The sequence below is a fragment of the Kitasatospora sp. NPDC090091 genome (genome assembly GCF_044747365.1).
Lineage (GTDB): Bacteria > Actinomycetota > Actinomycetes > Streptomycetales > Streptomycetaceae > Kitasatospora.
The window spans coordinates 218,914-243,482 of sequence record NZ_JBIVDY010000002.1 but is presented as its reverse complement, the minus strand read 5'-3'; the positions used below and the strand labels follow the sequence as shown (position 1 = coordinate 243,482).

Below are 24,569 nucleotides of genomic sequence, written 5' to 3'. Positions count from 1 at the left end.
TTAGGGCCAGCTGGTGAGGGTCCTTGACAAACCGTCAGCTGTGTGTATGCGACGGGACCGAGAGGCGCGGCGGTGCCGGCCGGCGCTCCGGCCGACGCCGCGTCAGTGCTGCTGGTCGGCCTGGTGCCGGGCCACGAAGGCCGCGGCCTGGGTGCGCCGCTCCATGCCCATCTTGGCCAGCAGGCTGGAGACGTAGTTCTTCACGGTCTTCTCGGCCAGGTGCAGTTCGTTGCCGATCTGGCGGTTGGTCATCCCCTCGCCGATCAGGTCGAGGATGCGCCGCTCCTGCTTGGTCAGCTGGGCCAGCCGCTCGTCCTCCTTCTCGCCGCCCTCGCGCAGCCGGGCCAGGACCCGGCTGGTGGCGACCGGGTCGAGCAGCGACCGGCCGGCCGCCACGTCCCGGACGGCGGTGATCAGGTCGGTGCCGCGGATCGCCTTCAGGACGTAGCCGGAGGCGCCCGCCATGATCGAGTCGAACAGCGCCTCGTCGTCCGAGAACGAGGTCAGCATCAGGCACTTGATCTCCGGCAGCCGGGAGCGGACCTCGCGGCAGACCTCCACGCCGTTGCCGTCCGGCAGCCGGACGTCGAGCACGGCGACGTCGGGGTGGACGGCCGGGATCCTGATCATGGCCTCGGCGGCGGTGCCGGCCTCGCCGACCACCTCGATGTCGTCCTCGACCGAAAGCAGATCGTGGACGCCCCGCCGGACCACCTCGTGATCGTCGAGCAGGAAAACCCTGATTTGTCCGTTATCAGTCACGCGCAAAGCCTCCCATATCACCCTACAAAAGACCTCCCGCCTGCACCGGGCCGGGATCGTTATCCGGCCAGAGCGGTCAAAACCGATGCCGGTAACCCCCTTACGCGGAGGCCTCCGCCCGGATAACGTGCGCTGGTGTCCTGAAGGCGACCGAATTGAGAGCTGCGCCACACCCGCAGTTGTCGGAGCCCAACAAGTAGGACGTCCTAGCGCAAGGGCGCCAAGGGCTGCCGCTGGGTAACGTTCTCGTGAGGGACGCCGTCGGAACAGGATCACCACCAGCCTCGCAGCCGGTGCGCACACCCACGCGCGCCCCGCAAGGCGGTGACCGGACCGGTCACCGGCGACCCCGGGCGGCCGGACAGACCGAGGAGTGAACGTGACCGTCAAAAGCACGGCGAGGGCTCGCAAGAAGGCGGCCCCCGGCGTCCCTGACACCCTCCGCGCCACGGGTACGGACGCCCAGCCGGAGCTCGTACAGCTGCTCACCCCGGAAGGGGAGCGGGTCGAGCACAAGGACTTCCCGCTCACCACCACCCCGGAGGAGCTGCGCGCCCTCTACCGCGACCTGGTGCTGGTGCGCCGGTTCGACGCGGAGGCCACCGCGCTGCAGCGCCAGGGCGAGCTGGGCCTGTGGGCCTCGCTGCTCGGGCAGGAGGCCGCCCAGGTCGGGTCCGGGCGGGCCATGCGCACCGGCGACTACGCCTTCCCCACGTACCGCGAGCACGGCGTGGCCTGGTGCCGCGACGTGGACCCGCTGAACCTGCTCGGCATGTTCCGCGGCGTGAACCACGGCGGCTGGGATCCGAACGAGAAGAACTTCCACCTCTACACGATCGTGATCGGTTCGCAGACCCTGCACGCCACCGGTTACGCGATGGGCGTCACCAAGGACGGCGCGGACGACGCGGTGATCGCCTACTTCGGCGACGGCGCCTCCAGCCAGGGCGACGTCAACGAGGCCTTCACCTTCGCCTCGGTCTACAACGCCCCGGTCGTGTTCTTCTGCCAGAACAACCAGTGGGCGATCTCCGAGCCCACCACCACCCAGACCAAGATCCCGCTGTACCGGCGGGCCTCCGGCTTCGGCTTCCCGGGCGTCCGGGTCGACGGCAACGACGTGCTGGCCTGCCTGGCCGTCACCCGCTGGGCGCTCGACCACGCCCGCAGCGGCAACGGCCCGGTGCTGATCGAGGCGTTCACCTACCGGATGGGCGCGCACACCACCTCCGACGACCCCACCCGCTACCGGCTGGCCGAGGAGACCGAGGCCTGGAAGGCCAAGGACCCGATCATCCGGCTCAAGGCTCTCCTGGAGAAGGAGGGCCTGGCCGACGAGGAGTTCTTCGCCTCGATCGACGCCGAGAGCGAGCAGCTGGGGCTGCGGGTGCGCGAGGGCGTGCGGAGCATGCCGGACCCGGACCCGACCCTGATCTTCGACCACGTGTACGCGGAGCCGCACGCACTGGTCGATGAGGAACGGGCCGAGTACCTGGAGTACGCGGCCTCCTTCGAGGCGGGGGAGAACCTCTGATGGCCGGTCAGCTCAGCATCGCGAAGGCGCTGAACGAGGCGCTGCGCAAGTCGCTGGAGAACGACCCGAAGACCGTCCTGATGGGCGAGGACATCGGCAAGCTCGGCGGCGTGTTCCGGATCACCGACGGTCTGCAGAAGGACTTCGGCGACGGCCGGGTCATCGACACCCCGCTGGCCGAGTCCGGCATCGTCGGCACCGCGATCGGCCTGGCCCTGCGCGGCTACCGCCCGGTCGTGGAGATCCAGTTCGACGGCTTCGTCTACCCCGCGTTCGACCAGATCGTCTCCCAGCTGGCGAAGATGCACGCTCGCGCCCTGGGCCACGTGAAGATGCCGGTCACCGTGCGCATCCCGTACGCCGGCGGCATCGGCGCGGTGGAGCACCACAGCGAGTCGCACGAGGCGTACTTCGCCCACACGGCCGGCCTGAAGGTCGTCACGCCGTCCAACGCGCACGACGCGCACTGGATGCTGCGCCAGGCGATCGAGTCGGACGACCCGGTGATCTTCCTGGAGCCGAAGCGCCGCTACTGGGACAAGGGCGAGGTCGGCGACGCGGCCGACCTGGACCTGCACGCCGCCCGGATCGTCCGCCCCGGCGCCGACGCCACGCTGATCGCCTACGGCCCGATGGTGAAGGTCTGCCTGGAGGCGGCCGCGGCGGCGGAGGAGGACGGCCGCCGGCTGGAGGTCGTGGACCTCCGCTCGCTCTCCCCGGTGGACTTCGCCACCCTGGAGGAGTCGGTCAAGCGGACCGGGCGCGGCATCGTGGTGCACGAGGCGCCGGTGTTCCTGGGCATGGGCGCCGAGCTGGCCGCCCGCCTCACCGAGAAGTGCTTCTACCACCTGGAGGCGCCGATCCTGCGGGTCGGCGGCTACTACGCGCCGTACCCGCCGTCCCGGGTCGAGGAGGCCTTCCTCCCGGACCTGGACCGCGTGCTCGACGCCGTCGACCGCGCGCTCGCGTACTGAACCGGGGAGCGACCATGACCACCGAAGTCCGCTCGCTCCGCGAGTTCAAGATGCCCGACGTGGGCGAGGGCCTCACCGAGGCCGAGATCCTCAGCTGGTACGTCAAGCCCGGTGACACCGTCACCGACGGGCAGGTCGTCTGCGAGGTGGAGACCGCCAAGGCCGCCGTGGAGCTGCCGATCCCGTTCAACGGGGTCGTGGAGCAGCTGTTCTTCCCGGAGGGCGCGACGGTCGACGTCGGCACCGTGATCATCTCGGTCGCGGTGGCCGGCGAGGCCGGGGCGGCCGCCCCGGCGGTGCCCGCACCCGCGGCCGCCCCCGCGCCGGCCGAGGCCGAGCCGGCCGAGCCGGAGCGGCGCGCGGTGCTGGTGGGCTACGGCCCGCGCACCGGCGGCACCCAGCGCCGGGCCCGGCGCACCACGACCACCACCAAGGTCGCCACCCCGGCTCCGGCCGCACCGGTGGCGCCCGTGGCCCCCGTCGCCCCGGCCCCCGCGCCGGTGGTGCCGGAGCAGCCCTCGGGCGAGCGGCCGCTGGCGAAGCCGCCGGTCCGCAAGCTGGCCAAGGACCTCGGCGTCGACCTGCGGGCCGTCACCCCGACCGGCCCGGCCGGTGTGATCACCCGCGAGGACGTCCACGCGCACGCCGCCGCCGCGGCCGCGCCCGCCGCCCCGGTGGAGGCCCCGGCCGCCCCCGAGGCGCCGGTGGCCGTGCCGGTCGTGGTGTCCGGCGCCGGCGACGTCCGGGTGCCGGTCAAGGGCGTCCGCAAGGCGACCGCACAGGCGATGGTCGCCTCGGCGTTCACCGCGCCGCACGTCACCGAGTTCGTCCAGGTCGACGTGACCCGGACGATGAAGTTCGTGCGCCGGCTCAAGGAGAGCGGCGAGCTGGGCCGGGACGTCCGGGTCAGCCCGCTGCTGCTGGTCGCCAAGGCGCTGCTGGTCGCGATCAAGCGCCACCCGGAGATCAACGCCCACTGGGACGAGGCCGCCCAGGAGATCGTCATCCGCGGCCAGGTGAACCTCGGCATCGCCGCGGCCACCCCGCGCGGCCTGATCGTCCCGAACATCAAGGACGCGGGCGGCAAGACGCTCTCGGGCCTGGCGGTCTCGCTCGGCGAGCTGATCGACACCGCCCGCCAGGGCAAGACCTCGCCGGCGGACATGCAGGGCGGCACGATCACCATCACCAACGTCGGCGTCTTCGGCGTCGACACCGGCACCCCGATCCTCAACCCGGGCGAGGCGGCGATCCTCGCCTTCGGCGCGGTCCGGGAACTGCCGTGGGTGCACAAGGGCAAGGTCGTCCCGCGTCAGGTGACCACCCTCGCGCTCTCCTTCGACCACCGTCTGGTGGACGGGGAGCTGGGCTCCAGGGTGCTGGCCGACGTGGCCGCGCTGCTGGAGCACCCGAAGCGCCTGATCACCTGGGGCTGACCGGCCCGGGAGGTCGAAGAGGGGCCCCTCCCCCGCACCGCCGTGCGGGGGAGGGGCCCCTTCTGTTGCCGTGGCCGGTCAGCGCTGGGGACGCAGCCGGCGCACGGCGATCATGACGCCGGCGCCCAGGGCCAGGACGGCGGCGGAGGCGGCGGCGAGGAAGCCGGTGGGGGTGGTCGCACCGGTCTGGGCCAGCTCGCCGGTGCCGGCCGGCGCGGCACCGGCGGGCGCGGCGGGCGCGGCGGCGGCGGGCGCGGCGGGGGCCACCGGTGCGGTCACGGCCTTGCCGTCGGCGGCCTGGGCCGGCGCGGGCTTGGCGGCGGCCGGCTGGGCGGGCGCCGGCTTGGCGGCGGCCGGCTTGGCCGCCGGGGCGGCCTTCGGGTGGGTGACCTTGACGGTGTGGAAGCCCCAGCGGCCCTGCTGGCCGTTGCCCGCGTCGGCGTCCGTCACCACGGCCACCTCGCTCAGGCCCTGCGGGGTGTCCGGCGAGAGGGAGACCCGGAACATCAGGTTGGCCGACCGGCCGTCGGGCAGGCTGGTCCGGAGCGAGTTGAGGTCGGCGTCGAGCCCGGCGCAGCCCTGGTTGAGCTTGAGCGGCTTCCACGCGCCCTGCGTCATGACCTCGACCCGGACGTCCTCGGCGCGGAGGGAGGTGCCCCGCGTCGTGCTCGCCAGACCGAAGCCCGGCACGACCTTCGGCAGCTCGGCGCCGGTGAAGTTGGCCATCCCCACGCTGAATTCGGTCCACGAGCCGTCGGCGCCGATGGTGGCGGCGACGGGGCCCCGGAAGTCCGCGACGGGCGCGAGCGCCTTGTTCGCGCCGGGGGCGTCGATCGCCGGCGGGGTGCTGTAGCGGACGTCCCCGCAGGCCCAGGCGGTGTCGGTGGCGAGGATCTGCACGCCGCCGGCCAGCACGACGGTGGTGGCCAGGGTGGCGAGGGCCCGGCGGCCGGAGAAGGCGCGGTCGTTCTTCGCAAAACGGTTGATAACGGACGTACGCATGACGTGACTCCCCAGGGTCATCGTTCTGACGGTGTGGTGGTGAAGACGACCGGCCCCGCTCCTACCGAGCGGAAGCGCCCCCCGGCTCTGCCGGTCTCGCTCTCCGTGCCTTCATCCGTAAAGACGTCCATCCCCGCGGGGGGTTGCAGGTGGGTTCGGAAGTTTTTCGAGATTCTTTCGGGCGGCCCGCCGAGGGGGTCCCTTCGGGATACTGCGGGGATGGCAGAGGAGCTGATAACCCGTTCGAAGGACCGCCGTACCGACCCAGGGGACCGCCGCTCGCTGCGCCGGGACGCCTCCGTCCCGGCGCTGCTGGCCGGGCTGGTGTGCATCGTGGTCTCGTTCTCCGGGCCGCTGGTGGTGGTGCTCGCCGCGGCCGCCGCGGGGAAGCTGGACGAGGCGCACACCGCGTCCTGGATCTGGGCCGTGGCGATCGGCAGCGGGCTCACCTGTCTGCTGCTCAGCTGGTGGACCCGGACGCCGGTGATCACCGCGTGGTCCACCCCGGGGGCGGCGCTGCTGGTGACCAGCCTCGGCGAGTACCCCTACCGGGAGGCCGTCGGCGCCTTCCTGGTGAGCGCGGTGGTGGTGGCGCTCTTCGGCGTCACCGGGCTGTTCGGCCGGCTGATCGCCGCGATCCCGGCGGGCATCGTCAACGCGATGCTGGCGGGCATCCTCTTCTCCTTCGGCGCCGGGATCTTCGGGGCGGTGCACGGCGCGCCCGTCCTGGTGCTCGGCAGCTTCGCGGCATTCCTGCTGGCCAAGCGGCTGGTGCCGCGGTACGCCGTCCCGGCCGCGCTGCTGGCCGGCGGGGTGCTGGCGGCCGCCACCGTCGGTCTGCCGCTGCACCTGGGCCCGGGCGGCCCGACCCGGCCGGAGCTGACCGTGCCCGCCTTCTCCGGGCCGGCCATGGTCGGCCTGGCGCTGCCGCTCACCATCGTCGCGCTGGCCTCGCAGAACGCGCCCGGCCTCGGCGTGATGCGGGCCTTCGGCTACCGGCCGGACGACCGGCTGCTGATCGGGGCCACCGGCGGGCTCTCCGTCCTGCTGGCGCCGTTCGGCTCGCCGGGGGTCAACCTCGCGGCGATCACCGCCGCCATCTGTGCCGGTCCGGAGAGCCACCCCGACCCGCGCCGCCGCTATGTCGCCGGGATGTCGGCGGGCGCGCTCTACCTGCTGGTGGGCAGCTTCGGCGGGGTGCTGGTGAGCCTGTTCACCGGTCTGCCGAAGGAGCTGATCGCGGTGGTCGCCGGGGTGGCGCTGCTGGCCTCGCTCCAGGGCAGCCTGGCCACCGCGGTCGCCGAGGAGCGCGGCAGGGACGCCGCGCTGGTGACCTTCCTGGCCACCGCCTCCGGGATGAGCCTGCTCGGCATCGGCTCGGCGTTCTGGGGCCTGCTCCTCGGCCTCGCCACCCACCTGGTGCTGGAGGTCCGCCGGGGCGGCTGAGATCACGGTCCGTGAGCGCGGTCCCTCTGAACGGACTCATCGGTATGACCGGTGTGATCCTGGTTGTTCGGCCAGGTCGGTGACTTTTTCGCCGGACCGGAGGGGAGACGCGCCGGGCCGGGTACGTCTTCGCGTCCACCACCCGGGCGACGCCGGGTGACCGGATCCCCGAGGACGCACCCGTATGCCGCCTGGCAACCCTGGCCGTCTCGTCCGGAGTCTGGCCGCGCTCGTGCTGGTGTCCACTGCCGTACTCCCGGCCGCCCTGGAGCTGGCCGGCCCCTCGCCGTTCGGCGTGATCGGTCCCGGTGCCCCCGCCGACCGGGCGGTGCCGCCGCACACCGCCCAGCGCGCCGACCTGCGCGCCGGCGGCGCCGCCCCGACCGTCGACATAAGGCGGACCGGCGACCCGGCCAATCGCATCACCCTGGTCCTGCTCGGCGACGGTTACACCGCCGACGAGCAGGACCTCTTCCGCCAGCAGGCCGACCGGGCCTGGCGGGCGCTGATGGAGATCGAGCCGTTCCGCAGCTACCAGGGCTTCTTCAACATAAGGCGGGTCGAGGTGGTCTCCGCGGTCTCCGGCATCGCCGAGACCGAGGGCCGGGGCCGCCACCCGGACACCCCGCTCGGCATGCACTTCTGGTGCGAGGGCACCGCCCGGCTGCTCTGCGCCGACGAGTCCGCCACCGCCCGCTTCGCCGGCGACGGGGACGGCCCGCAGTACCTGATCGCGCTGGCCAACTCCACCGAGTACGGCGGTGCGGGCGGCACCGGCGTCACCACCCTGGCCGGCGGCAGCCAGGACGCCGGGCGGATCATCCAGCACGAGATAGGGCACACCGTGGGCGACCTCGGCGACGAGTACGACAGCGCCCCGGACGACGCCGACTACCCCAACCTCTCCACCGAGAGCGCGGACGAGATGCGCCGCAAGCAGAACAAGTGGTGGCGCTGGCTCGGCGCGGAGTCCCCGGACGGCGGCGGGACGATCGGCGCCTACCGGAGCGCGAACGGGATCTACCGGCCCACCCAGGACTCGGTGATGCGCACCCTCGGCGGCGCGTACAACCTGCCCTCGCGGGAGGCGATCATCGAGGAGCTCTACCGCCGGGTCCGGCCCACCGACGCCCCGGTGCCCGCCCCCGGCGAGGTGGCCGGCCGGCCCCGCCTGGAGGTCCGCCCGCTGCCGCTGGCCGGCGCGCGGCAGCTCAAGGTCGACTGGACGGTGGACGGCGTCCCGGTGGAGCCGCAGGCGGCGGACCGCAGCTGGCTCGACACCGCCCAGCTCAACCTGCCCGCCGGGCACGGCGCCACCGTCACGGCCACCGTCCGGGACACCACCGACTGGGTGCGGGACGAGGCCTTCCGCGACCGCTACATGACGAGGTCGGTCTCCTGGACGGTGACCGGCTGAGGCGCTTCGTACCCGACCCGTACAGCCCCGATCTAGGCGTCCAATCATGGGATGACTAGTCTGGGGTCACTATGCCCGTGGAGCCCGCCCGTTCAGCCCGTCCCCTGTCCGCCTCCGCTCCCCGTTCCACCGCCGAGCCCGCCACCCGGGCCACCGCGGTCGCCCCGCCGCCCGGCGGCCGCGCCGCCTGGCTGGCCTGGGCCATCGGCGCCAGTGTCTACGTGCTCGCCGTCATCCACCGGACCAGCCTCGGCGTGGCCGGGCTCGACGCCGCCGACCGGTTCGGCATCGGGGCGTCCGCGCTCTCCACCTTCTCGATCCTCCAGGTGCTGGTCTACGCGGCCATGCAGATCCCGGTGGGCCTGCTGGTCGACCGCTTCGGCCCGCGCCGGGTGCTGCTGCTCGGTGTCGTGCTGCTCAGCGCCGGGCAGCTCGCCTTCGCGTTCTCGGCCGCCTTCGCCCCCGCGCTGGCCTCCCGGGCGGTACTGGGCTGCGGTGACGCGATGACCTTCATCAGCGTGCTGCGGATCGCCGCACGCTGGTTCCCGGCCGCCAGGAACCCGCTCGTCGCGCAGCTCACCGGCCTCGCCGGGATGGGCGGCAACCTGGTCACCACGGTGGTGCTCGCCCAGGCGCTGCACAGCGAGGGCTGGACGCCGACCTTCACCGCAATCGCGCTGCTCGGCGCCGGGGTCTTCGCCCTGGTCGCGCTCTTCCTCCGGGAGGCCCCGGCGGGTGCGCCGGTCGCCCCGGTCGCGGCCGCGCCCCGGCTCGCCGTCGGCCGGCAGGTCCGGGAGGCCTGGGGCGAGCCCGGTACCCGGCTCGGGCTCTGGGTGCACTTCACCACCCAGTTCCCCGGCAACGCCTTCGGCCTGCTCTGGGGCCTGCCCTACCTGGTGGAGGCCCAGGGCCTGTCGCGGGCCGGGGCGGGCGGGCTGCTCACCCTGCTGGTGCTCGCCAACATGTCCTTCGGGCTGCTCTTCGGCCGGCTGCTCTCCCTGACCGCCCGGGCCAGGATGCCGATCGTCCTCACCGTGATCGCCGCCACCGCGGCCGGCTGGGCGGTCGTCCTCGCCTGGCCCGGCGGCCGTCCGCCGCTCGGGCTCGTGGTCGGGGTCATCCTGGTGATGGGCACCAACGGGCCGGCCTCCCTGGTCGGCCTCGACTACGCCCGCGCCCTCAACCCGGTCGAGCGCCTCGGCACCGCCTCCGGCATCGTCAACATGGGCGGCTTCATCGGCACGATGGTGACCCTCTTCGGGATCGGCGTCCTCCTCGACGCCCTCACCCCGGCCGACGCCGCCGGCTACACCGCGGAGGCCTTCCGCTGGGCCTTCTGCTGGCAGTACGTGCCGATGGCGGTCGGCACCCTGATGATCCTCCGCCTCCGGAAGAAGGTCGCCACGGCCGGGGCGTAGTCATTCGTAGGGTTTCTGACCAGGCGAAACGGGATTACCCTAACTCGAAGTTAGGGTAATCCGAGCGGATCAGCCCCCGTACACACGCATCAGCTCGGCGAGCTGCGCGGGCGTGCCGTGGATCCGGGCGCCGTGCAGCTCCGCGTGCATGAGCCCGTGGTCGGGTGGCGGCACCGGCTCCGCGACGGGTTCGGACCGTGCCGCACGGCGCAGCCGGATCAGGTCCACCAGCCTCAGCTTCGGGCAGCCCGGGATCACGCGGCTGCCCTGGATGCCGACCCGCTCCACCGCCGGGCAGGAGTAGTAACCGCCGAAGGGCGGACCGCTGTCCTCCTCCCGGCCGGGCACGTGGAAGGCCATCTCGCCGTGCCGGCAGTGCACCGTCCCGTCGGAGTGGATGGTGACCCCCGGCCAGTCCTCGTGGTCGATCTCCGCGACGATCCGGACCTGCTGTCCGATGGCCTCGGCCAGGGTCTCCGCCATCCGCCGCTGCTGGCTGGGCACGTCGGTGTCCCCACGGCGGACGGAGGGAAGGAGATCTTCGGTGACCCACTGCTGGAACTGCTTGGCCGAGGGCTTGTCCGACCTCATGAGGAGCCCGTACAAGCCCGTCTCATTCACTACGCCGATCAGCGGGTTGCCTCGACCGTAGGCTTTCCGAACTGCGGAAACGGGGTAACCCTTGTTCGGAACAAGGGTTACCGACCGTAGATCGACGGTGCAGTGCTGGTGTGGTTCCAGCACCTTCACCGCATCGGTCGGATTGCCGCGACCGAGGATCCGGCACACGTCCGCCGTGACGAACCACGGCTCCCCGTCGATCATCACCACCCTGATCGGCTGCCCCGTGACCGGGAAGCTGGACCGCACCAGCACCATCCGTTCCTGCTGTTCCTGTTCGTCGTCCATCGGGACGCCCCTCCTTCTTCCGGGTGACAGTCGGATTGCCCGGAACAACGAGGTCGAACGGGTGAGGTGCTGGTGCCAAGCTGACGCACGGGAGCACGAAGCGCGCCACCCGGCGTGCGGTGGTGTGTGTACGCCGGGTGGGTGATGCCGGGGTCGGCGGGGGGGCTACAGCGTCACGGAGAAGTTGGCCAGGATGCGGGAGGCGAGCTCCCGGTCGCCCTCGACGGTGACCGGGCCGGGGCGGCCGCGGCCGCAGGCGAGGCGGACGTAGGTCTCCCAGTCGAGAGTGAGCTGGACGTCGGGGGCGAGGCTGATCGACTCGTCGGCCGTGCCGTGGCCGCCCGCGTCCACCCGGACGGTGCGCAGGAACTCCACCGGGCCGGTGACGTCGACGACCAGCGCCGTCCCGGCCGGGGCCCCGGCCTGGTGCGCGACCGCCTTGGGCAGCAGCTCCAGCAGGACGTCCCGGGAGACCAGCGCACCCGGGGAGTCCAGGTTGCCGGGCTCGTCGAGGGCGCGCCGGAGGTCCTGCTCGTGCACCCAGACGTCGAACGCCCGGCGGCGCAGCAGCTCGTGGTACGGCAGCTCGCGGCTGTGCGGCCCGGCGGGCCAGCGGACCTGCTCGGTGGGGGTGTGCTTGGCGTTCCGCAGGGCGCGCGAGCGGCGGATCACCGTGTACTCCAGCTCGCCGACCAGCTCGACCGAGGTGTGGCAGCGGCGCTTGTCGACCGGCAGCTCGATGTAGCGGGCGAAGTCGGTGGTGACGTGGCGCAGGTCGCGGGGGAGCGAGTGGATCGGGCGCGGGTCGCCGAGCAGCTCCGACTCGATCGCGATGACGTGGGAGACGACGTCCCGGACGGACCAGCCGGGGCACTCGGTGGCCCGGTTCCAGGAGCCCTCCGGGAGGGGGGCCACCAGTTCCGATATCGATTCGATGGACTGCGTCCACGCATCGGTGTAAGCCTGCACGGTCTGGTTGTCCGTCACGGGAATCTCCGGCCCTCCGTCAGCTGCCTTGCCACGTGCGCCCTGGCTTCGGCACCGGGCGGGTTGCTCCGGCTTCCGGGCGCGCACGCTAACCGCACGTTACGCTGCCGGGTGAGAGCAGGGCAGTGCTTTCGGGTGACGATCGTAGGACTCTTGCCGTGGACGGTGGTACTGTGCGCGCTTCATTGATCCAACTCGCGGTCTCCGACGCCGAGCCGCCCGCCGAGCGGCGGGCCCGGGCAGCCGCCCTGGTCCGTGCCCAGCAGGGCGCCGACCTGGTCGTTCTCCCGGAGCTGTGGCCGCTGGGCGGATTCGCCTACGACCTCTGGTCGGACGGTGCCGAGGCGCTGGACGGGCCGACCTCGGACGTGATGGCGGCGGCCGCGAAGGCGGCCGGGGCCTGGCTGCACGCGGGTTCGATCGTCGAGCGGGACCCCGACGGGCCGATCTACAACACCTCGCTGCTGTTCGCCCCGGACGGCGAGCTGGTGCACACCTACCGCAAGATCCACCGCTTCGGCTTCGACAGCGGCGAGGCGGTGGTGATGGGGGCCGGCCAGGAGATCGTCACGGCCGCCACCGACTTCGGCACGCTGGGCCTGGCCACCTGTTACGACCTGCGGTTCCCGGAGCTGTTCCGGGCGCTGCTGGACGCCGGTGCACAGCTGCTGGTGGTCCCGGCCGCCTGGCCGGCGCGGCGGCGCGAGCACTGGACGCTGCTGGCCCGGGCCCGCGCGGTGGAGGAGCAGGCGTTCGTCCTGGCCTGCAACACGGCGGGCACGCACGGCGGCGTGGAGCAGGCCGGGCACAGCATCGTGGTGGACCCGTGGGGCCGGGTGCTGGCCGAGGCGGGCGACGGCGAGGAGGTGCTGGCGGTCGAGTTCGACCCGGCCGAGGTGGCCAAGGCCCGCGCCGACTTCCCGGTCCACCGGGACCGGCTGCTGGGGATCCCGGCTCCGGTCCAGCGGTGACCCGCAAGGGCGCCCGGCGGCGCCCGGTGGCGGTGGCGGGCGCCCGGCGGCCCGCGGTGGTGCCCGGGGCCGGGTGACGCGGCTGCGGCGGCCCGGCGGCATCTTTGAGAAGATGAGCGTTCGTCGTGTTCCCCGCCCTTCACCTGCCGGTCCGCCCCGGGGCCGGTCGTAGAGCCCGCCCGAGGAGGTCGCGCGCATGTCCGGCACCGGCGCAGGCGACACCCGCCCCGTGATCCACCGCAACAGTCTCCGTGAGCAGATCGCGGGTGCGCTGCGCGAGGAGATGATGGCCGGCCGGCTGGCGGCCGGGCGGAACTTCACCGTCAAGGAGATCGCCGACCTGTACGGGGTCTCGGCGACGCCCGCGCGCGAGGCGCTGGTCGACCTGGGCGCGCAGGGGCTGCTCCGGACCGAGCACCACCGCGGGTTCACCGTGCCCGAGCTCGGCTGGGACGACTTCCTGGAGATCTTCGAGGCCCGGGTCCTCCTCACGGACAGCTACGTCCGCCAGCTCGCGCTGCGCCCGCAGTCCCCGGACACCGACGCCCGGCTGCCCTCGCTGCGGCGGCGGGCGGACGCGGCGGTCCGGGCCGCCCGGGCGGGCAACCTGGACGTGATGGTGGGCTGCGACCGCCGGTTCTGGCAGGAGGTGGCCGGGCTGCTCGGCAACCGCCGGATCGGCGACTACCTGGACTGGTTGCGGGTGCAGTCCTGGATGTTCGCCGCGCCCTACCTGCGCGGGATGCCGAGGCTGGACGGGGTCTGCTGGGACCGCCACCTCGACCTGGTAGAAGCGATCGCCGCGCGGGACCTGGCGGGCGCCTACCGGATCATCTGCGAGTACAACCTGTTCACCGTCCGGCTGCTCGCGGAACTGACCGGCCGGCCGCTGGAGTCGGTGGGCGTCCTGCCGCTGCTCACCGCCGGGCTCGGCCCGGAGGAGCCGGCACCGGAGAGCGGATCGGAGGGGCCCGGGCCGGACGGCGCCGGGCCGGACGGCGCCGGATCGGACGGGCCGCCCGCGGCGGGCGGCGTCGGGTCCTCGGCCGGGAACGCCGAGGGGAACGGCGGACCGGCCCGGCCCGCCGACACCACCGCCGGCCGCGCCCGCCTCCGGGACCGCGAGCTGGGCCGGGAACTCGGCCGCGAACTCGGCCTGGGCCTGGGCCTGGTACCGCAGCCGCGCTCGGTGGCCTTCACCCGCTTCGGCCGCTGACCGGCCGGCCCGCCGTCCGGCCGGTTGCCCCGGGGCGGCCCGACCCGCACCGCGCGCCGGGCCGGTAGGGTGGGCGGTCGTCGTCCCGCGGTTCCCGTACCGACCGTCCGGACCCGACCCGCCCATCCGTCGTTCGCCCCGCGAGCGACCTCCGCCGCCCGGAGAGGAAGAGCCGGCCCATGGCCTGCGACCTCTGGCTCGTCCCGCTCGTGGACGTCCTGAGCCACAGCCCCGAGAACCCCTTCCGGGACGACCTCGCGCTCTACAACACCGTGCTCACCGCTCGCGGACTGCCCGAGGTGCCGGTCTTCCAGTACGTGCCCGGGCTGAGCGGGGCGGTCGAGCCGATAGCCGCCTTCGACTACGACTCGCTGCACTTCCTTCGCCGCGCCTACCTGTTGGGCCTGACCGGCCTGGACATCACGCCGGTGGACGCGCTCGGCGGCGACTACGAGCAGCTGCTGGAGATGTTCGAGAACAACGCCGAGCAGTCGCACCTGGTCTGGCACTTCGACCACGCCGGGGCCTACGTGCCGATCGAGTTCGCGGTGCCGCTGGTCGACGACGTGCTGCTCGCCTCGGGCGGCCCGCTCGGCTCCAGCTACGGCCTGCTGCGCGAACTGCAGGCCGTGGCACCGGCGCTGGGCATCGACCCGCTCAACCCCCCGAGCCCGACCCGGCCGCTGGGCCCGACCGGCCTGGAGCAGCCGTTCGGCCCGCCGCTGGACGACCTGCACCCGTTCGCCCGGGAGCGGCACGCCTGGGCGGGCCTGTACGCGGCGGCCACCCGCAGCGTCACCCAGGGCTCGATGATCGTCTTCGCCTGACCCGGCCGGGTGCCCGCCCCGGTGGTCCGGCGGCGGGCCCGGCAGCGGCGCTGGCGTACGGCAGGCCCAGGACGGGCCCTGGGGTCCTGTGGATCAGCCCGGGTCCGCGCTGATCGGCGCTGATCCACAAGACGGGCCCTCGGCCGGACACGCCTAGCGCAGCGGGCCCTCCGGCGGCCGCTGGCGCGGCATGGTGGGCCTGGTCCCCGGCGGCGGCAGGATCCGCACCTGCGCCCCGCCGACCGTCTCGCTCCGCCCGCCCCAGCTGCCGGCCGCCTGGGTGGGCAGCTGGGTCATCCCGGCCCGGAACTCCAGCATCCACTCCGAGGTCTCGGTGCGGACCATGTCCGAGACGTCCTCGCAGAACCGCCGCAGCACCCCGAGGCAGCGCTCGGCCGCCTCGCCGGCGGTGCCCTCGGTGGGGCCGAGCACCTCGCGCACGCACTCCGACGCCCAGTCGAACTGGAAGGCCTCCAGCCGGCGTTGCAGCGCCTGCGCGGTGGAGACGTCCCGCATCCAGCCGGAGGTCAGCCCGAACACCCGGTCCGCGCCGTAGCAGGCCGCGGCGAGCGACAGGCCGACGTAGCCCCAGCTGGTGGCGTTGGCGACGGCGCCGGTGAGGTCCACCAGCGGGGCGGTGACGCCGCCGACGGCGAAGCCGGCCGCGCCGAACCGCAGCAGGCGGGCCCAGCGGCGCTTCCAGACCCGGTCCCGGCGGTACCAGTCGATCGCCTCCACCGCCCGCTCCTCGGACCAGCGGTAGAGCTCCTCCAGCCGCTCGGCGGGCTCGCCCCAGTCCCCGAGCGGGAACTGTCGGGTGCTCAGATCGGCCCGGCGCCCGGTGGAGGCCTGGCGCGCGACGGTCGCGGCGGGCGGGTCCTCCTCGCCGATCTCCTTGCCCCAGGCACTCTCCTCGGGCTGCATTTCCGGCTGGCTCACCTGTGGGGCTCCCTGTGGCGGGCGGACTGCTTGGTCTGACGGTGCTTCCCCTGACGTACCGTCGGCCTGGCCGGCCGTGGAGCGTCGGGCGACGCGGTCGGACCCGCGACACCCCGGGCAGTGTGGGCACCCGGGGCGGCGCACCGGCCGCGGCCGGCGGTGGTCCAACAGCACTTCTTACCGCCAAATGGCTGACCGTGGGGGCGCTTCGCCAATGATCGTTATCTGATTCGGCCACCGGACGCCGAGGTGAGGGGGTTGCGGCGGTCGGCGGGATTTCACCCGTCCGAGCGAGGCCCCGGTGACCCGCCGTCCTGACCCGGACACCCAGGGCATCCGACCGGGGGTCCGATTTGGAGGAACCTCCTGCTCCGGCAGCGTACGGACGGATTCGATTGGTGTGTTCCGACGGGACCGGAGGACGGCTCGAACCGGTCAGCGACTACCCTTCCCTCCGTGAAGGTCCTCGTCATCGGCGGCGGCGCCCGCGAACACGCCCTGTGCCGCTCTCTGTCCCAAGATCCCGCCGTGACCGAGCTGCACTGTGCCCCGGGCAACGCCGGGATCGCGCAGGTGGCGACGGTCCACCCGGTCGACCAGCTGGACGGCGCGGAGGTCACCGCGCTCGCCCGGCGGCTCGGCAGCGAGCTGGTCGTGGTCGGCCCGGAGGCCCCGCTGGTCGCGGGCGTCGCCGACGCCCTGCGCGCGGCCGGCATCCCGGTCTTCGGCCCGTCCGGCCGGGCCGCCCGGCTGGAGGGCTCCAAGGCCTTCGCCAAGGACGTGATGGCCGGCGCCGGCGTGCCCACCGCCCGCTCCTACGTCTGCACCACCCCGGCCGAGGCGGCCGAGGCGCTGGACGCCTTCGGCGCCCCCTACGTGGTGAAGGACGACGGCCTGGCGGCCGGCAAGGGCGTCGTGGTCACCGCCGAGCGCGAGGCCGCACTGGCCCACGCCGCCTCCTGCGAGAGGGTGGTCATCGAGGAGTTCCTCGACGGCCCCGAAGTCTCGCTCTTCGCCATCACCGACGGCACCACCGTCCTCCCGCTGCAGCCCGCCCAGGACTTCAAGCGCGCGCTGGACGGCGACGAGGGCCCCAACACCGGCGGCATGGGCGCGTACTCCCCGCTGCCCTGGGCCCCCGAGGGCCTGGTCGAGGAGGTCCTGGAGACCGTCCTGCAGCCCACCGTGGACGAGCTGCGCCGCCGCGGCACCGAGTTCTCCGGCCTGCTCTACGCCGGCCTGGCGCTGACCTCGCGCGGCACCCGGGTGATCGAGTTCAACGCGCGCTTCGGCGACCCGGAGACCCAGGTCGTGCTGGCCCGGCTGCGTACCCCGCTGGCGGGCGTGCTGCACGCCGCCGCCACCGGCACGCTGGACCAGCTGGAGCCGCTGCGCTGGGACGACGGCGCCGCCGTCACCGTGGTGGTCGCCTCCGAGGGCTACCCGGCCGCGCCGCGCACCGGCGACCCGATCGAGGGCCTGGCCGAGGCCGAGGCCGCGGACGGCACCGCGTACGTGCTGCACGCGGGCACCAGGACGGGCGAGGACGGCCAGGTGCTGAGCGCCGGCGGCCGGGTGCTCTCGGTGACCGCCACCGGGGCCGATCTGGCCGAGGCCCGCGACCGGGCGTACCGGGCGGTGGGCCGGATCGCCCTCAAGGGCGGGCAGCACCGGACCGACATCGCGCTCAAGGCCGCCCAGTAGCAGGCGGGTTAGGCGTTCCGCAGGGCGCTGCGTCCAGGGGTGGAACAACCCCCATGGCCGCAGCGCCCTGCGGCGTTTCCGGGGTCGGCGGGCTCGGAGCGGTTGCACCCGCCGCCACACCGTTCGGCGGCGGGAATCCAGCCCATCGAGTGACAGCACCCGCATCCGGCTGACGTAACCGGGCGAACGGCCTTATGGTGCGCTGGTCCGCAGCGCCACGGGCGGGTCGTCCGTGGTCGCCGCCGGGTAGCGGCGGTCGTGCGGGGGGATGCTGGACGGCGTCCGGCCGGGTGGACACGCCCGGGCCGCTTCGCACGGGCCCCGACGCGTCGTCCGGAATCCGGGCGCCGTCACCGGGACGAGTGGAAACCGGGAGAACCGGAACACCCACCCGGAGACGGGCGTCGAAAATGTCAGAAGCGCCACGCAGCATGTACTACCGGGGATCGGACGCCGCCGTTTCCCAGTCGGAACTGATCGTTTCGAGTCGGCTCAGGGCCCGTCGCCGGGCGCCCGAGGACTCCGAAGGGGGTGCCGCACCGTATGGCCGCTGTCGACACCGCGCGCGCTCACGCCCAGGCGGTCCTGCGGGTCCGAGGCCTCGCCCTGGCCGTCGCCGCGCTGCCCGCCGCCCTCGCGGTGGTCCTGCTCGCGGGCCGGATCACCGGCCGGATCGGTGCACCGGGTGCGGCCGACGCCGCGGCCTGGGACGCCGCCCGGTGGGCGGTCTGCGCCGTCGCCGCCGTGACCCTCCTGGTGGCCGGCCTGGCCGCCCGGACCTACCGCCGCGCCGTACCGCCGCAGACCCCGGTCGTCCCGCTGGAGCGCGCCGAGGCCCCCGAGCTGTACCGGCTGATCGTCGAACTGGCCGACCGGCTGGACGTGCCCGCGCCCTCCGCGATCGCGCTCACCCCGGACTGCGACAGCTGGCTGGAGGACGTCCCGCCGGCCGCCCCGCCGGCCCGCCGGCACCGCCGCGCCCGCGGCGCGGAGCCGCCCGCCCCGGTGCTGGTGATCGGCTCGCCCTTCCTCTGGTGGATGCGGGCCGGCGAGCTGCGCGCCCTGCTGGCCCCCGTGGTGGCCGGCACCGCGGCCGCCGCCGACCCGGAGATCGCCGCCGCCCGCCGCTTCCTGCGCTCCCTGGACGCCAGCCTGGCCGACGCCCCGCCGCCCGGCCTGGGCGGCGCCCCGGCGCCCGCCGCGCCGCGCACCGCCCGCCGCGGCCCGGCCGCGCTCACCGACCGGATCACCCGCCGGCTGCTCCGCGCCTGCCGCGGGCACTCCGCGGAGCTGGAGCGGGCCGTCGCAGGCCGGGCCTCCGAGCAGGCCAGGGCGGTCGACTACGGGCTGCGGATCGCCGCGCAGGAGCAGGTCGGCCTCGCCTACGCCGGGTGGGACCGGCTGCTCACCCGGGTCGCGCTGCCCGCCTGGCGGCTCGGCCGCCACCCGGCGCACCTCAACGCCGGCGTGGTCGCCGCGCTCACCGAGCTGTCCCGCCGCGACCGGCTGGCCGACGGCTACAGCAGCCGGCTCGGCGACCGCCCCGCCTGCGACCTGCTGGAGGAGCCGGGCGCCGTCGACGCGGCGGTCTCGCGGCTCGCCGCCGAGCTCTTCTTCGGCCGCCCCGCCTCCGGCGGCTGGCAGGAGCTGGAGTGGTCGGACTACCCGGCCGAGGTGGTGGACGCCGGCTGGCGGGCCCGCGCCGCGGCCCTGCAGTCCGCCCTGGACGGCCCGGCCCCGCAGGCCCGGCCCGGCGCCCCGACCCTGACCCGGCTGCTGGTCCGGCTCGCCGAGGGCGACGGCGAACAGCTGGCCGCCGCCCTGACCGCCCAGCTGGCCCGCACCACGGCCCCCGCGCCCCTGCTGGAGCCCGTCCGCACCGGGCGGGACCTGCTGGTCGACCACGTCACCGCGATGGTCTGCTGCGCCGCCGTCGACACCGCCGGGGCCACCCCCGGCCTGGACTGGCTGGACGGCCCCGTGCTGCTGATCCGCGGGGTGCGCCGCACCGACCTGGCCGGTCCGGTCGCCCAGGCCGTGGAGCAGGGCCAGGACGGCCCGCTGCGGGCCTGGCTGGACGCGGCCGGCGTCCGGCTGGAGAAGCCGGTGCGGCTCTGACCGGCGGCCGGACCGCATCGGTGGGGGAGGGCGCTCGCCCGTCCGCTCGCGCCCCCGGCCGGACCGTCGGCGGCGGGTCTTCGCAGGCCGGAAGCCCTTCCGGGGCGGAGCGGAAGATTCCCCACCACTAGTTGCTACCGTTGGGTGACGCAGCGCCAGCACTCTGTGGTGTATTAGACCGCACGCACATCCGGTGGGCACGTGCCATCCGGCAGAGGGTGCACCAGTGGGAGGGGCGCGTGGGGACGGAACTCAACCGCCGATGGGAGTCCGGAACGCACGCGTACAGCGTCTCCGACCCCTTCGGCCAGGGCCCGCTGCCCTGGCTGCGCAGCCCGGACCAGTACCTGGCGGGCGCCGGGGGCGCCGTCCCCTGGTACGTCTCGGTCGACGCCCCGGGACAGCAGCCGCTGACCGCGGGTGCCAGGCCCAAGCCGTCGGTCGGCACCCCGCAGGGCGCCAACGACGTGGTGCAGCAGATCAAGGGCTTCGCCTCGGCCGGGGTGGTCCGCCCCGGCGGCTCGGTGGACTTCCGGGTCACCGTGAACCCGCCCCGCGAGTTCACCGTCGACGTCTTCCGGATCGGCCACTACGGCGGCGACGGCGCCCACCACATGACCTCCAGCCCGCTGATCGCCGGCATGGTCCAGCCCGCCCCGCTGGTGGCCGGCCGGACCGTCTCCTGCCACCACTGGTGGCACACCTGGCGGCTGCAGATCCCCACCCACTGGAGCCCCGGCGCCTACGTCGCCGTGCTGACCACCGGCGACATGCTGCACCGCAGCCACATCCCCTTCACCGTCCGGGACTTCGAGGACCGGATGCACGCCGCCGAACTGCTCCTGGTGCTCCCGGACGTGACCTGGCAGGCGTACAACCTCTTCCCCGAGGACGGCCGCAGCGGCGCCAGCCTCTACCACGCCTGGGACGACGGGGGCCGGCTGGTCGGCGAGCCGGAGGCGGCCGTCACCGTCTCCTTCGACCGCCCGCACGCCACCGCCGGGCTGCCGCTGCACGTCGGCCACGCCTACGACTTCATCCGCTGGGCCGAGCGCTACGGCTACGACCTCTCCTACGCCACCGCCACCGACATGCACGCCGGCCTGGTCGACGCCTCCCGGCACCGGGCGCTGATCTTCCCCGGCCACGACGAGTACTGGTCCGAGCCGATGCGCCGGGCCGCCGAGCAGGCCCGCGACGGCGGCACCTCGCTGGTCTTCCTCTCCGCCAACACCATGTACTGGCGGGTCGAGCTGTCCGCCGCCGCCTCCGGCGAGCCCAACCGGCTGCTCAACTGCCGCAAGCGGCAGAAGGTCCCGGCCGGCAGCCCGGCGGCCGGCGCGCCCGGGGCCGCCAGCGCGCTCTGGCGGGACGCGGGCGAGCCCGAGCAGCACCTGCTCGGGCTGCAGTACTCGGGCCGGGTCTCGGCACCCGTCCCGCTGGTCGCGCGGCACACCGCGCACTGGCTCTGGGCCGGCACCGGCCTCCAGGAGGGCGACGAGCTGCCCGGCCTGGTCGCCGGCGAGGCCGACCGCTACTACCCCCGGGTGGCCCTGCCCGAGCACACCGAGCGGGTGCTGCTCGCGCACTCGCCGTACCGGGACCTCGCCGGCCGCACCCGCTTCCAGGAGACCTCGCTCTACCGGGCGCCGAGCGGCGCGTACGTCTTCGCCTCCGGCACCTTCGCCTGGTCGCCGGCGCTGGACCGGCCCGGCCTCACCGACGAGCGGATCCAGCGGGCCACCGCCAATCTGCTGGACCACCTCTGCAAGAACGGCTGATCCAGGGCCGGCCGGTGCGGGAAAGACCCGTGCGGGAACGGCCTGCAAGAAGGGCCGATCCGGGGACGGCCGACCCGCCCCGGTCCGGTGGGCACCGGCGTCCATGACAGACTCGGGGCACTGACCTCCCCTTTCGCGCCGCCCCACGCCCGCGAACGACCCCTGAGGACTGAGACGACCGTGAGTGGATTTGTCACCAAGCCCGAGCCGGTCCAGGTACCCGGCCTGGTCCACCTGCACACCGGCAAGGTGCGCGACCTCTACCGCACCGGGTCGGGCGACCTGGTGATGGTCGCCAGCGACCGCACCTCCGCCCACGACTGGGTGCTCCCGAACGAGATCCCCGACAAGGGCCGGATCCTCACCCAGCTCTCGCTGTGGTGGTTCGAGCGGATCGCCGACATCGTCCCCAACCACGTGGTCTCCACCGAGGTCCCGGCCGGCGCCCCCGCCGACTGGAAGGGCCGCACGCTGGTCTGCCGCAGCCTGGAGATGATCCCGGTCGAGGCCGTCGCCCGCGGCTACCTGGCCGGCTCCGGCCTCACCGAGTACGACGAGAGCCGCACCGTCTGCGGCATCGCCCTGCCCGAGGGCCTGGAGAACAGCTCCGAGCTGCCCGCCCCGATCTACACCCCGGCGCTCAAGGCCGAGGTCGGCGAGCACGACGAGAACGTCCCCTACGAGGAGACCGCCCGCCGGATCGGCGCGGAGCTCGCCAACCAGCTGCGCCGCACCACCCTGGACGTCTACGCCCGGGCCCGCGACATCGCCCGCGAGCGCGGCATCATCCTGGCCGACACCAAGTTCGAGTTCGGTCTGCTGGACGGCGAGCTGGTGATCGGCGACGAGGCGCTCACCCCGGACTCCTCCCGGTACTGGCCGGCCGACCAGTGGCAGCCGGGCCGCTCGCAGCCGTCCTTCGACAAGCAGCTGATCCGCGACTGGCTGGTCTCCCCGGCCTCCGGCTGGGACCGCTACAGCGAGGAGCCGCCGCCGGCGCTGCCCGCCGAGATCGTCGAGCAGACCCGGGCCAAGTACATCGAGGTCTACGAGCGGCTGACCGGCACCACCTGGGCCTGACCCCGGCACCGACCGGGCCCGGCCCCGGAACCACCTGGGCCGGCCCGGCCCCGGCCCCGCCCGCGGGTGCGGCGGATCTCAGATCCAGCCGTGCTCGCGGGCGATCCGCACCGCCGCGTGGCGGTTCTCGGCGCCCAGCTTCCCGGCGGCCGAGGAGAGGTAGTTGCGGACGGTGCCCTGGGAGAGCGACGCACGCTCGGCGATCTCGGCGATCGAGGTGCCGTCGGCGGCCAGCTCCAGCACGTCCGTCTCGCGCGGGGTCAGCGGCGTCTCGCCCGCGCTGATCGCGTCCGCCGCCAGCTCGGGGTCGACGTAGCGTCCGCCCGCGCGCACCGTCCGGATGATCCCGGCGAGGTCGGCCGCCGAGACGGTCTTCGGCAGGAAACCGCGGATGCCGACCTCCAGCGCCCGCTTCAGGTACCCCGGGCGGCCGTGGCCGGTGACGATCATGCAGCGGCAGTTCGGCAGCAGTCGGCGCAGCCGGGACGCCACCTCGATGCCGTCGAGCCCCGGCATCTGCAGGTCCAGCACCGCGATGTCCGGGAGGTGGGCCTGCGCCATCGCCAGCGCCTCCGGGCCCGAGGCCGCCTGGGCGACCACGGTGATGTCGTCCTCCAGCGAGAGCAGCGCGGCCAGCGCCCCCCGGATCAGGTGCTCGTCGTCGGCGAGCAGGACGCGCACGGGGGCGGTGTCGGTCATCGGGTGGGCCTTCCTGCGGGGCGGGCGGCGGAGCGGGTCAGAGCGGGACGGTCGCGAGCAGCCGGAACCGGCCCGGCCCGGCGTCCGGGACGCTCAGCTCGCCCTCGTGGGCGGCGAGCCGCTCGCGCAGTCCGCGCAGCCCGGTGCCGCTGCCCTGGGAGGGGATCGGCACGGCGGGCACCCCGTCATTCTCCAGCTCCAGCACCGCCCGGTCGCCCGCCCGGGAGAGCCGGATCGCGCAGTGGCCGGCCTCGCTGTGCCGCAGCACGTTGGTGGTGGCCTCGCGGATCACCCAGCCCAGCACGGACTGCACCGCCGGCGGGAGCCGGTCGGCGTCCTCGCCGAGGTCGATCTCGCAGTGCACGTCGGCCGAGCGGAGCACCGCCCGGGCGCCGATCGCCTCGGCGTGCAGGTCGGCCGTGCGGTAGCCGCGCACCACGTCCCGGACCTCGCGCTGGGACTCCTGGGCGATCTTCTGCACCTCGGCCATCTGCTCGGCGGCCTCCGGGCGGCCGCGCCGGGCCAGCTGGACGGCGAGCTCGCTCTTCAGGGCGATGGTGGTGAGGTTGCGGCCCATCACGTCGTGCAGGTCGCGGGAGAAGCGCAGCCGCTCCTCGGCGACGGCCAGCCGGGCCTGTGCCTCGCGGGCGGCGTCCAGCTCCCAGACCACGGACTGCATCCAGGCGAAGCTGCGGCAGCTGCAGCCGACGAAGGCCATGGCGAGTGCGGTGAAGGTGAGCGCCCCGCAGGCGGTGGCCGGGCCGATGCCCGCCAGGAGCATCGCCGGTGCGACGGCCAGCAGCCCGGCCAGCCCGGCCGGGGCCGACCGGCGCGGCGACAGCCCGACGGCGACCGGCCCGAAGGCCGAGAAGAGGACGGTGCTCGCGAAGGGGGCGCTGAACGGCACCGGATCCGGGCCCGTGCCGGCCTGCGGTCCGAGCAGCAGGACGGCCCAGCAGCCGGCGACCGCGACGCCGCCGTTCAGGGCGAGCCAGCGCAGGTGGTCGGAGGGCCGCTTGAGGTAGTGGTCCAGCGAGGTGCGGTAGGCGCGCAGGGTGGTCAGCGTCAGGACGAGGCCGATCACCGTCGCGACCCGGGCGGCGTCCGCGTACCCCGGGTCCTTCGCGGCGGAGACGTTGCTCACCAGGCTGATCGGCAGCGGGGCGAGCGCCATCAGGTAGAGCGACCAGCGGAGGTAGAGCTCGGAGCGCTGCGGCTTGCTGTAGCCCCGCCACTTGCGCACCGGATTCACGACGCCCATCTGTTCCGCTCCCCGTCCGTTCATGATCGTGCTGCAGTCTTCCTATCAGAGGCCGGATCAGAGGCCGGATCAGAGACCGGACGGAGAG

General features: G+C 74.1%; 20 protein-coding genes. 13 read left to right on the top strand and 7 right to left on the bottom strand.

The genetic code is table 11. The annotated features are described in order from the left end of the window. Positions 1-102 precede the first annotated feature (102 nt). Complete coding sequence (locus tag ACIPSC_RS04055) at positions 103-762, bottom strand: response regulator (RefSeq protein WP_400822783.1); 660 nt, start codon at positions 760-762, stop codon at positions 103-105. A 379-nt stretch (positions 763-1,141) separates the two neighbouring features. Between ACIPSC_RS04055 and pdhA the strand changes: the two genes are divergently transcribed. Genes pdhA through ACIPSC_RS04040 form a run of 3 tightly spaced genes read left to right on the top strand, consistent with a single transcriptional unit; the run spans position 1,142 to position 4,706 of the window. Continuing rightward, positions 1,142-2,296 (top strand): pyruvate dehydrogenase (acetyl-transferring) E1 component subunit alpha, encoded by a 1,155-nt coding sequence (pdhA, locus tag ACIPSC_RS04050; protein ID WP_400822781.1) that lies wholly within the window; start codon positions 1,142-1,144, stop codon positions 2,294-2,296. Continuing rightward, positions 2,296-3,270, top strand: a complete 975-nt coding sequence (locus ACIPSC_RS04045; protein WP_374209102.1) for an alpha-ketoacid dehydrogenase subunit beta — start codon at positions 2,296-2,298, stop codon at positions 3,268-3,270. The genes pdhA and ACIPSC_RS04045 overlap by 1 nt, the downstream gene beginning before the upstream one ends. Positions 3,271-3,284: 14 nt before the next feature. Further along, the gene (locus ACIPSC_RS04040; RefSeq protein ID WP_400822779.1) at positions 3,285-4,706 is read left to right on the top strand and encodes a dihydrolipoamide acetyltransferase family protein; all 1,422 of its coding nucleotides are present in this window, start codon (positions 3,285-3,287) and stop codon (positions 4,704-4,706) included. A gap of 78 nt (positions 4,707-4,784) precedes the next feature. Here ACIPSC_RS04040 and ACIPSC_RS04035 read toward each other — a convergent pair whose 3' ends face one another. Continuing rightward, positions 4,785-5,708, bottom strand: coding sequence for a hypothetical protein (locus tag ACIPSC_RS04035; protein ID WP_400822777.1), 924 nt, complete (start codon positions 5,706-5,708; stop codon positions 4,785-4,787). A gap of 219 nt (positions 5,709-5,927) precedes the next feature. Between ACIPSC_RS04035 and ACIPSC_RS04030 the strand changes: the two genes are divergently transcribed. From ACIPSC_RS04030 to ACIPSC_RS04020, 3 genes are all read left to right on the top strand, one after another. Then, on the top strand, positions 5,928-7,154 hold the full coding sequence (locus tag ACIPSC_RS04030; protein WP_400822775.1) for a benzoate/H(+) symporter BenE family transporter: 1,227 nt from the start codon (positions 5,928-5,930) through the stop codon (positions 7,152-7,154). A gap of 238 nt (positions 7,155-7,392) precedes the next feature. Then, positions 7,393-8,571, top strand: a complete 1,179-nt coding sequence (locus ACIPSC_RS04025) for a M64 family metallopeptidase (RefSeq protein WP_400822774.1) — start codon at positions 7,393-7,395, stop codon at positions 8,569-8,571. 71 nt (positions 8,572-8,642) lie between these two features. Next, positions 8,643-9,989, top strand: a complete 1,347-nt coding sequence (locus tag ACIPSC_RS04020; RefSeq protein WP_400822773.1) for a nitrate/nitrite transporter — start codon at positions 8,643-8,645, stop codon at positions 9,987-9,989. Between the two features lie 69 nt (positions 9,990-10,058). Here ACIPSC_RS04020 and ACIPSC_RS04015 read toward each other — a convergent pair whose 3' ends face one another. Both ACIPSC_RS04015 and ACIPSC_RS04010 read right to left on the bottom strand, forming a co-directional pair. After that, a complete protein-coding gene (locus ACIPSC_RS04015; protein WP_400822772.1) occupies positions 10,059-10,898 on the bottom strand; it encodes a Bro-N domain-containing protein in 840 nt (279 codons plus the stop codon). A 165-nt stretch (positions 10,899-11,063) separates the two neighbouring features. Next, the gene (locus tag ACIPSC_RS04010) at positions 11,064-11,885 is read right to left on the bottom strand and encodes a maleylpyruvate isomerase family mycothiol-dependent enzyme (RefSeq protein ID WP_400822771.1); all 822 of its coding nucleotides are present in this window, start codon (positions 11,883-11,885) and stop codon (positions 11,064-11,066) included. A 173-nt stretch (positions 11,886-12,058) separates the two neighbouring features. Between ACIPSC_RS04010 and ACIPSC_RS04005 the strand changes: the two genes are divergently transcribed. The 3 genes from ACIPSC_RS04005 (at position 12,059) to ACIPSC_RS03995 (ending at position 14,899) form a co-directional block, all read left to right on the top strand. Then, positions 12,059-12,856 carry a carbon-nitrogen family hydrolase gene (locus ACIPSC_RS04005; RefSeq protein ID WP_400822770.1) on the top strand — a complete coding sequence of 266 codons (798 nt, stop codon included), beginning with the start codon at positions 12,059-12,061 and terminating at the stop codon, positions 12,854-12,856. Between the two features lie 196 nt (positions 12,857-13,052). Then, positions 13,053-14,072 carry a GntR family transcriptional regulator gene (locus ACIPSC_RS04000; protein WP_400822768.1) on the top strand — a complete coding sequence of 340 codons (1,020 nt, stop codon included), beginning with the start codon at positions 13,053-13,055 and terminating at the stop codon, positions 14,070-14,072. A gap of 179 nt (positions 14,073-14,251) precedes the next feature. Then, the gene (locus ACIPSC_RS03995; protein ID WP_400822767.1) at positions 14,252-14,899 is read left to right on the top strand and encodes a hypothetical protein; all 648 of its coding nucleotides are present in this window, start codon (positions 14,252-14,254) and stop codon (positions 14,897-14,899) included. A gap of 153 nt (positions 14,900-15,052) precedes the next feature. Here ACIPSC_RS03995 and ACIPSC_RS03990 read toward each other — a convergent pair whose 3' ends face one another. After that, positions 15,053-15,838, bottom strand: coding sequence for an SLATT domain-containing protein (locus ACIPSC_RS03990; protein ID WP_400822766.1), 786 nt, complete (start codon positions 15,836-15,838; stop codon positions 15,053-15,055). A 456-nt stretch (positions 15,839-16,294) separates the two neighbouring features. Here ACIPSC_RS03990 and purD point away from each other — a divergent pair, with 456 nt between their 5' ends. The 4 genes from purD to ACIPSC_RS03970 all read left to right on the top strand — a co-directional run bounded on the left by purD (position 16,295) and on the right by ACIPSC_RS03970 (position 22,521). Further along, positions 16,295-17,542, top strand: coding sequence for a phosphoribosylamine--glycine ligase (purD, locus tag ACIPSC_RS03985; RefSeq protein WP_400822764.1), 1,248 nt, complete (start codon positions 16,295-16,297; stop codon positions 17,540-17,542). Positions 17,543-18,085: 543 nt separating this feature from the next. Continuing rightward, positions 18,086-19,660, top strand: coding sequence for a hypothetical protein (locus ACIPSC_RS03980; protein WP_400822763.1), 1,575 nt, complete (start codon positions 18,086-18,088; stop codon positions 19,658-19,660). A gap of 239 nt (positions 19,661-19,899) precedes the next feature. Next, complete coding sequence (locus ACIPSC_RS03975) at positions 19,900-21,441, top strand: N,N-dimethylformamidase beta subunit family domain-containing protein (protein ID WP_400822761.1); 1,542 nt, start codon at positions 19,900-19,902, stop codon at positions 21,439-21,441. A gap of 180 nt (positions 21,442-21,621) precedes the next feature. Beyond that, entirely contained in the window at positions 21,622-22,521 is a 900-nt protein-coding gene (locus ACIPSC_RS03970) for a phosphoribosylaminoimidazolesuccinocarboxamide synthase (RefSeq protein WP_400822759.1), read from the top strand. A 78-nt stretch (positions 22,522-22,599) separates the two neighbouring features. Here ACIPSC_RS03970 and ACIPSC_RS03965 read toward each other — a convergent pair whose 3' ends face one another. Next, positions 22,600-23,220, bottom strand: coding sequence for a response regulator (locus ACIPSC_RS03965; RefSeq protein WP_400822757.1), 621 nt, complete (start codon positions 23,218-23,220; stop codon positions 22,600-22,602). A gap of 37 nt (positions 23,221-23,257) precedes the next feature. Then, positions 23,258-24,481 (bottom strand): sensor histidine kinase, encoded by a 1,224-nt coding sequence (locus tag ACIPSC_RS03960; RefSeq protein WP_400822755.1) that lies wholly within the window; start codon positions 24,479-24,481, stop codon positions 23,258-23,260. Between the last annotated feature and the right edge of the window lie 88 nt (positions 24,482-24,569).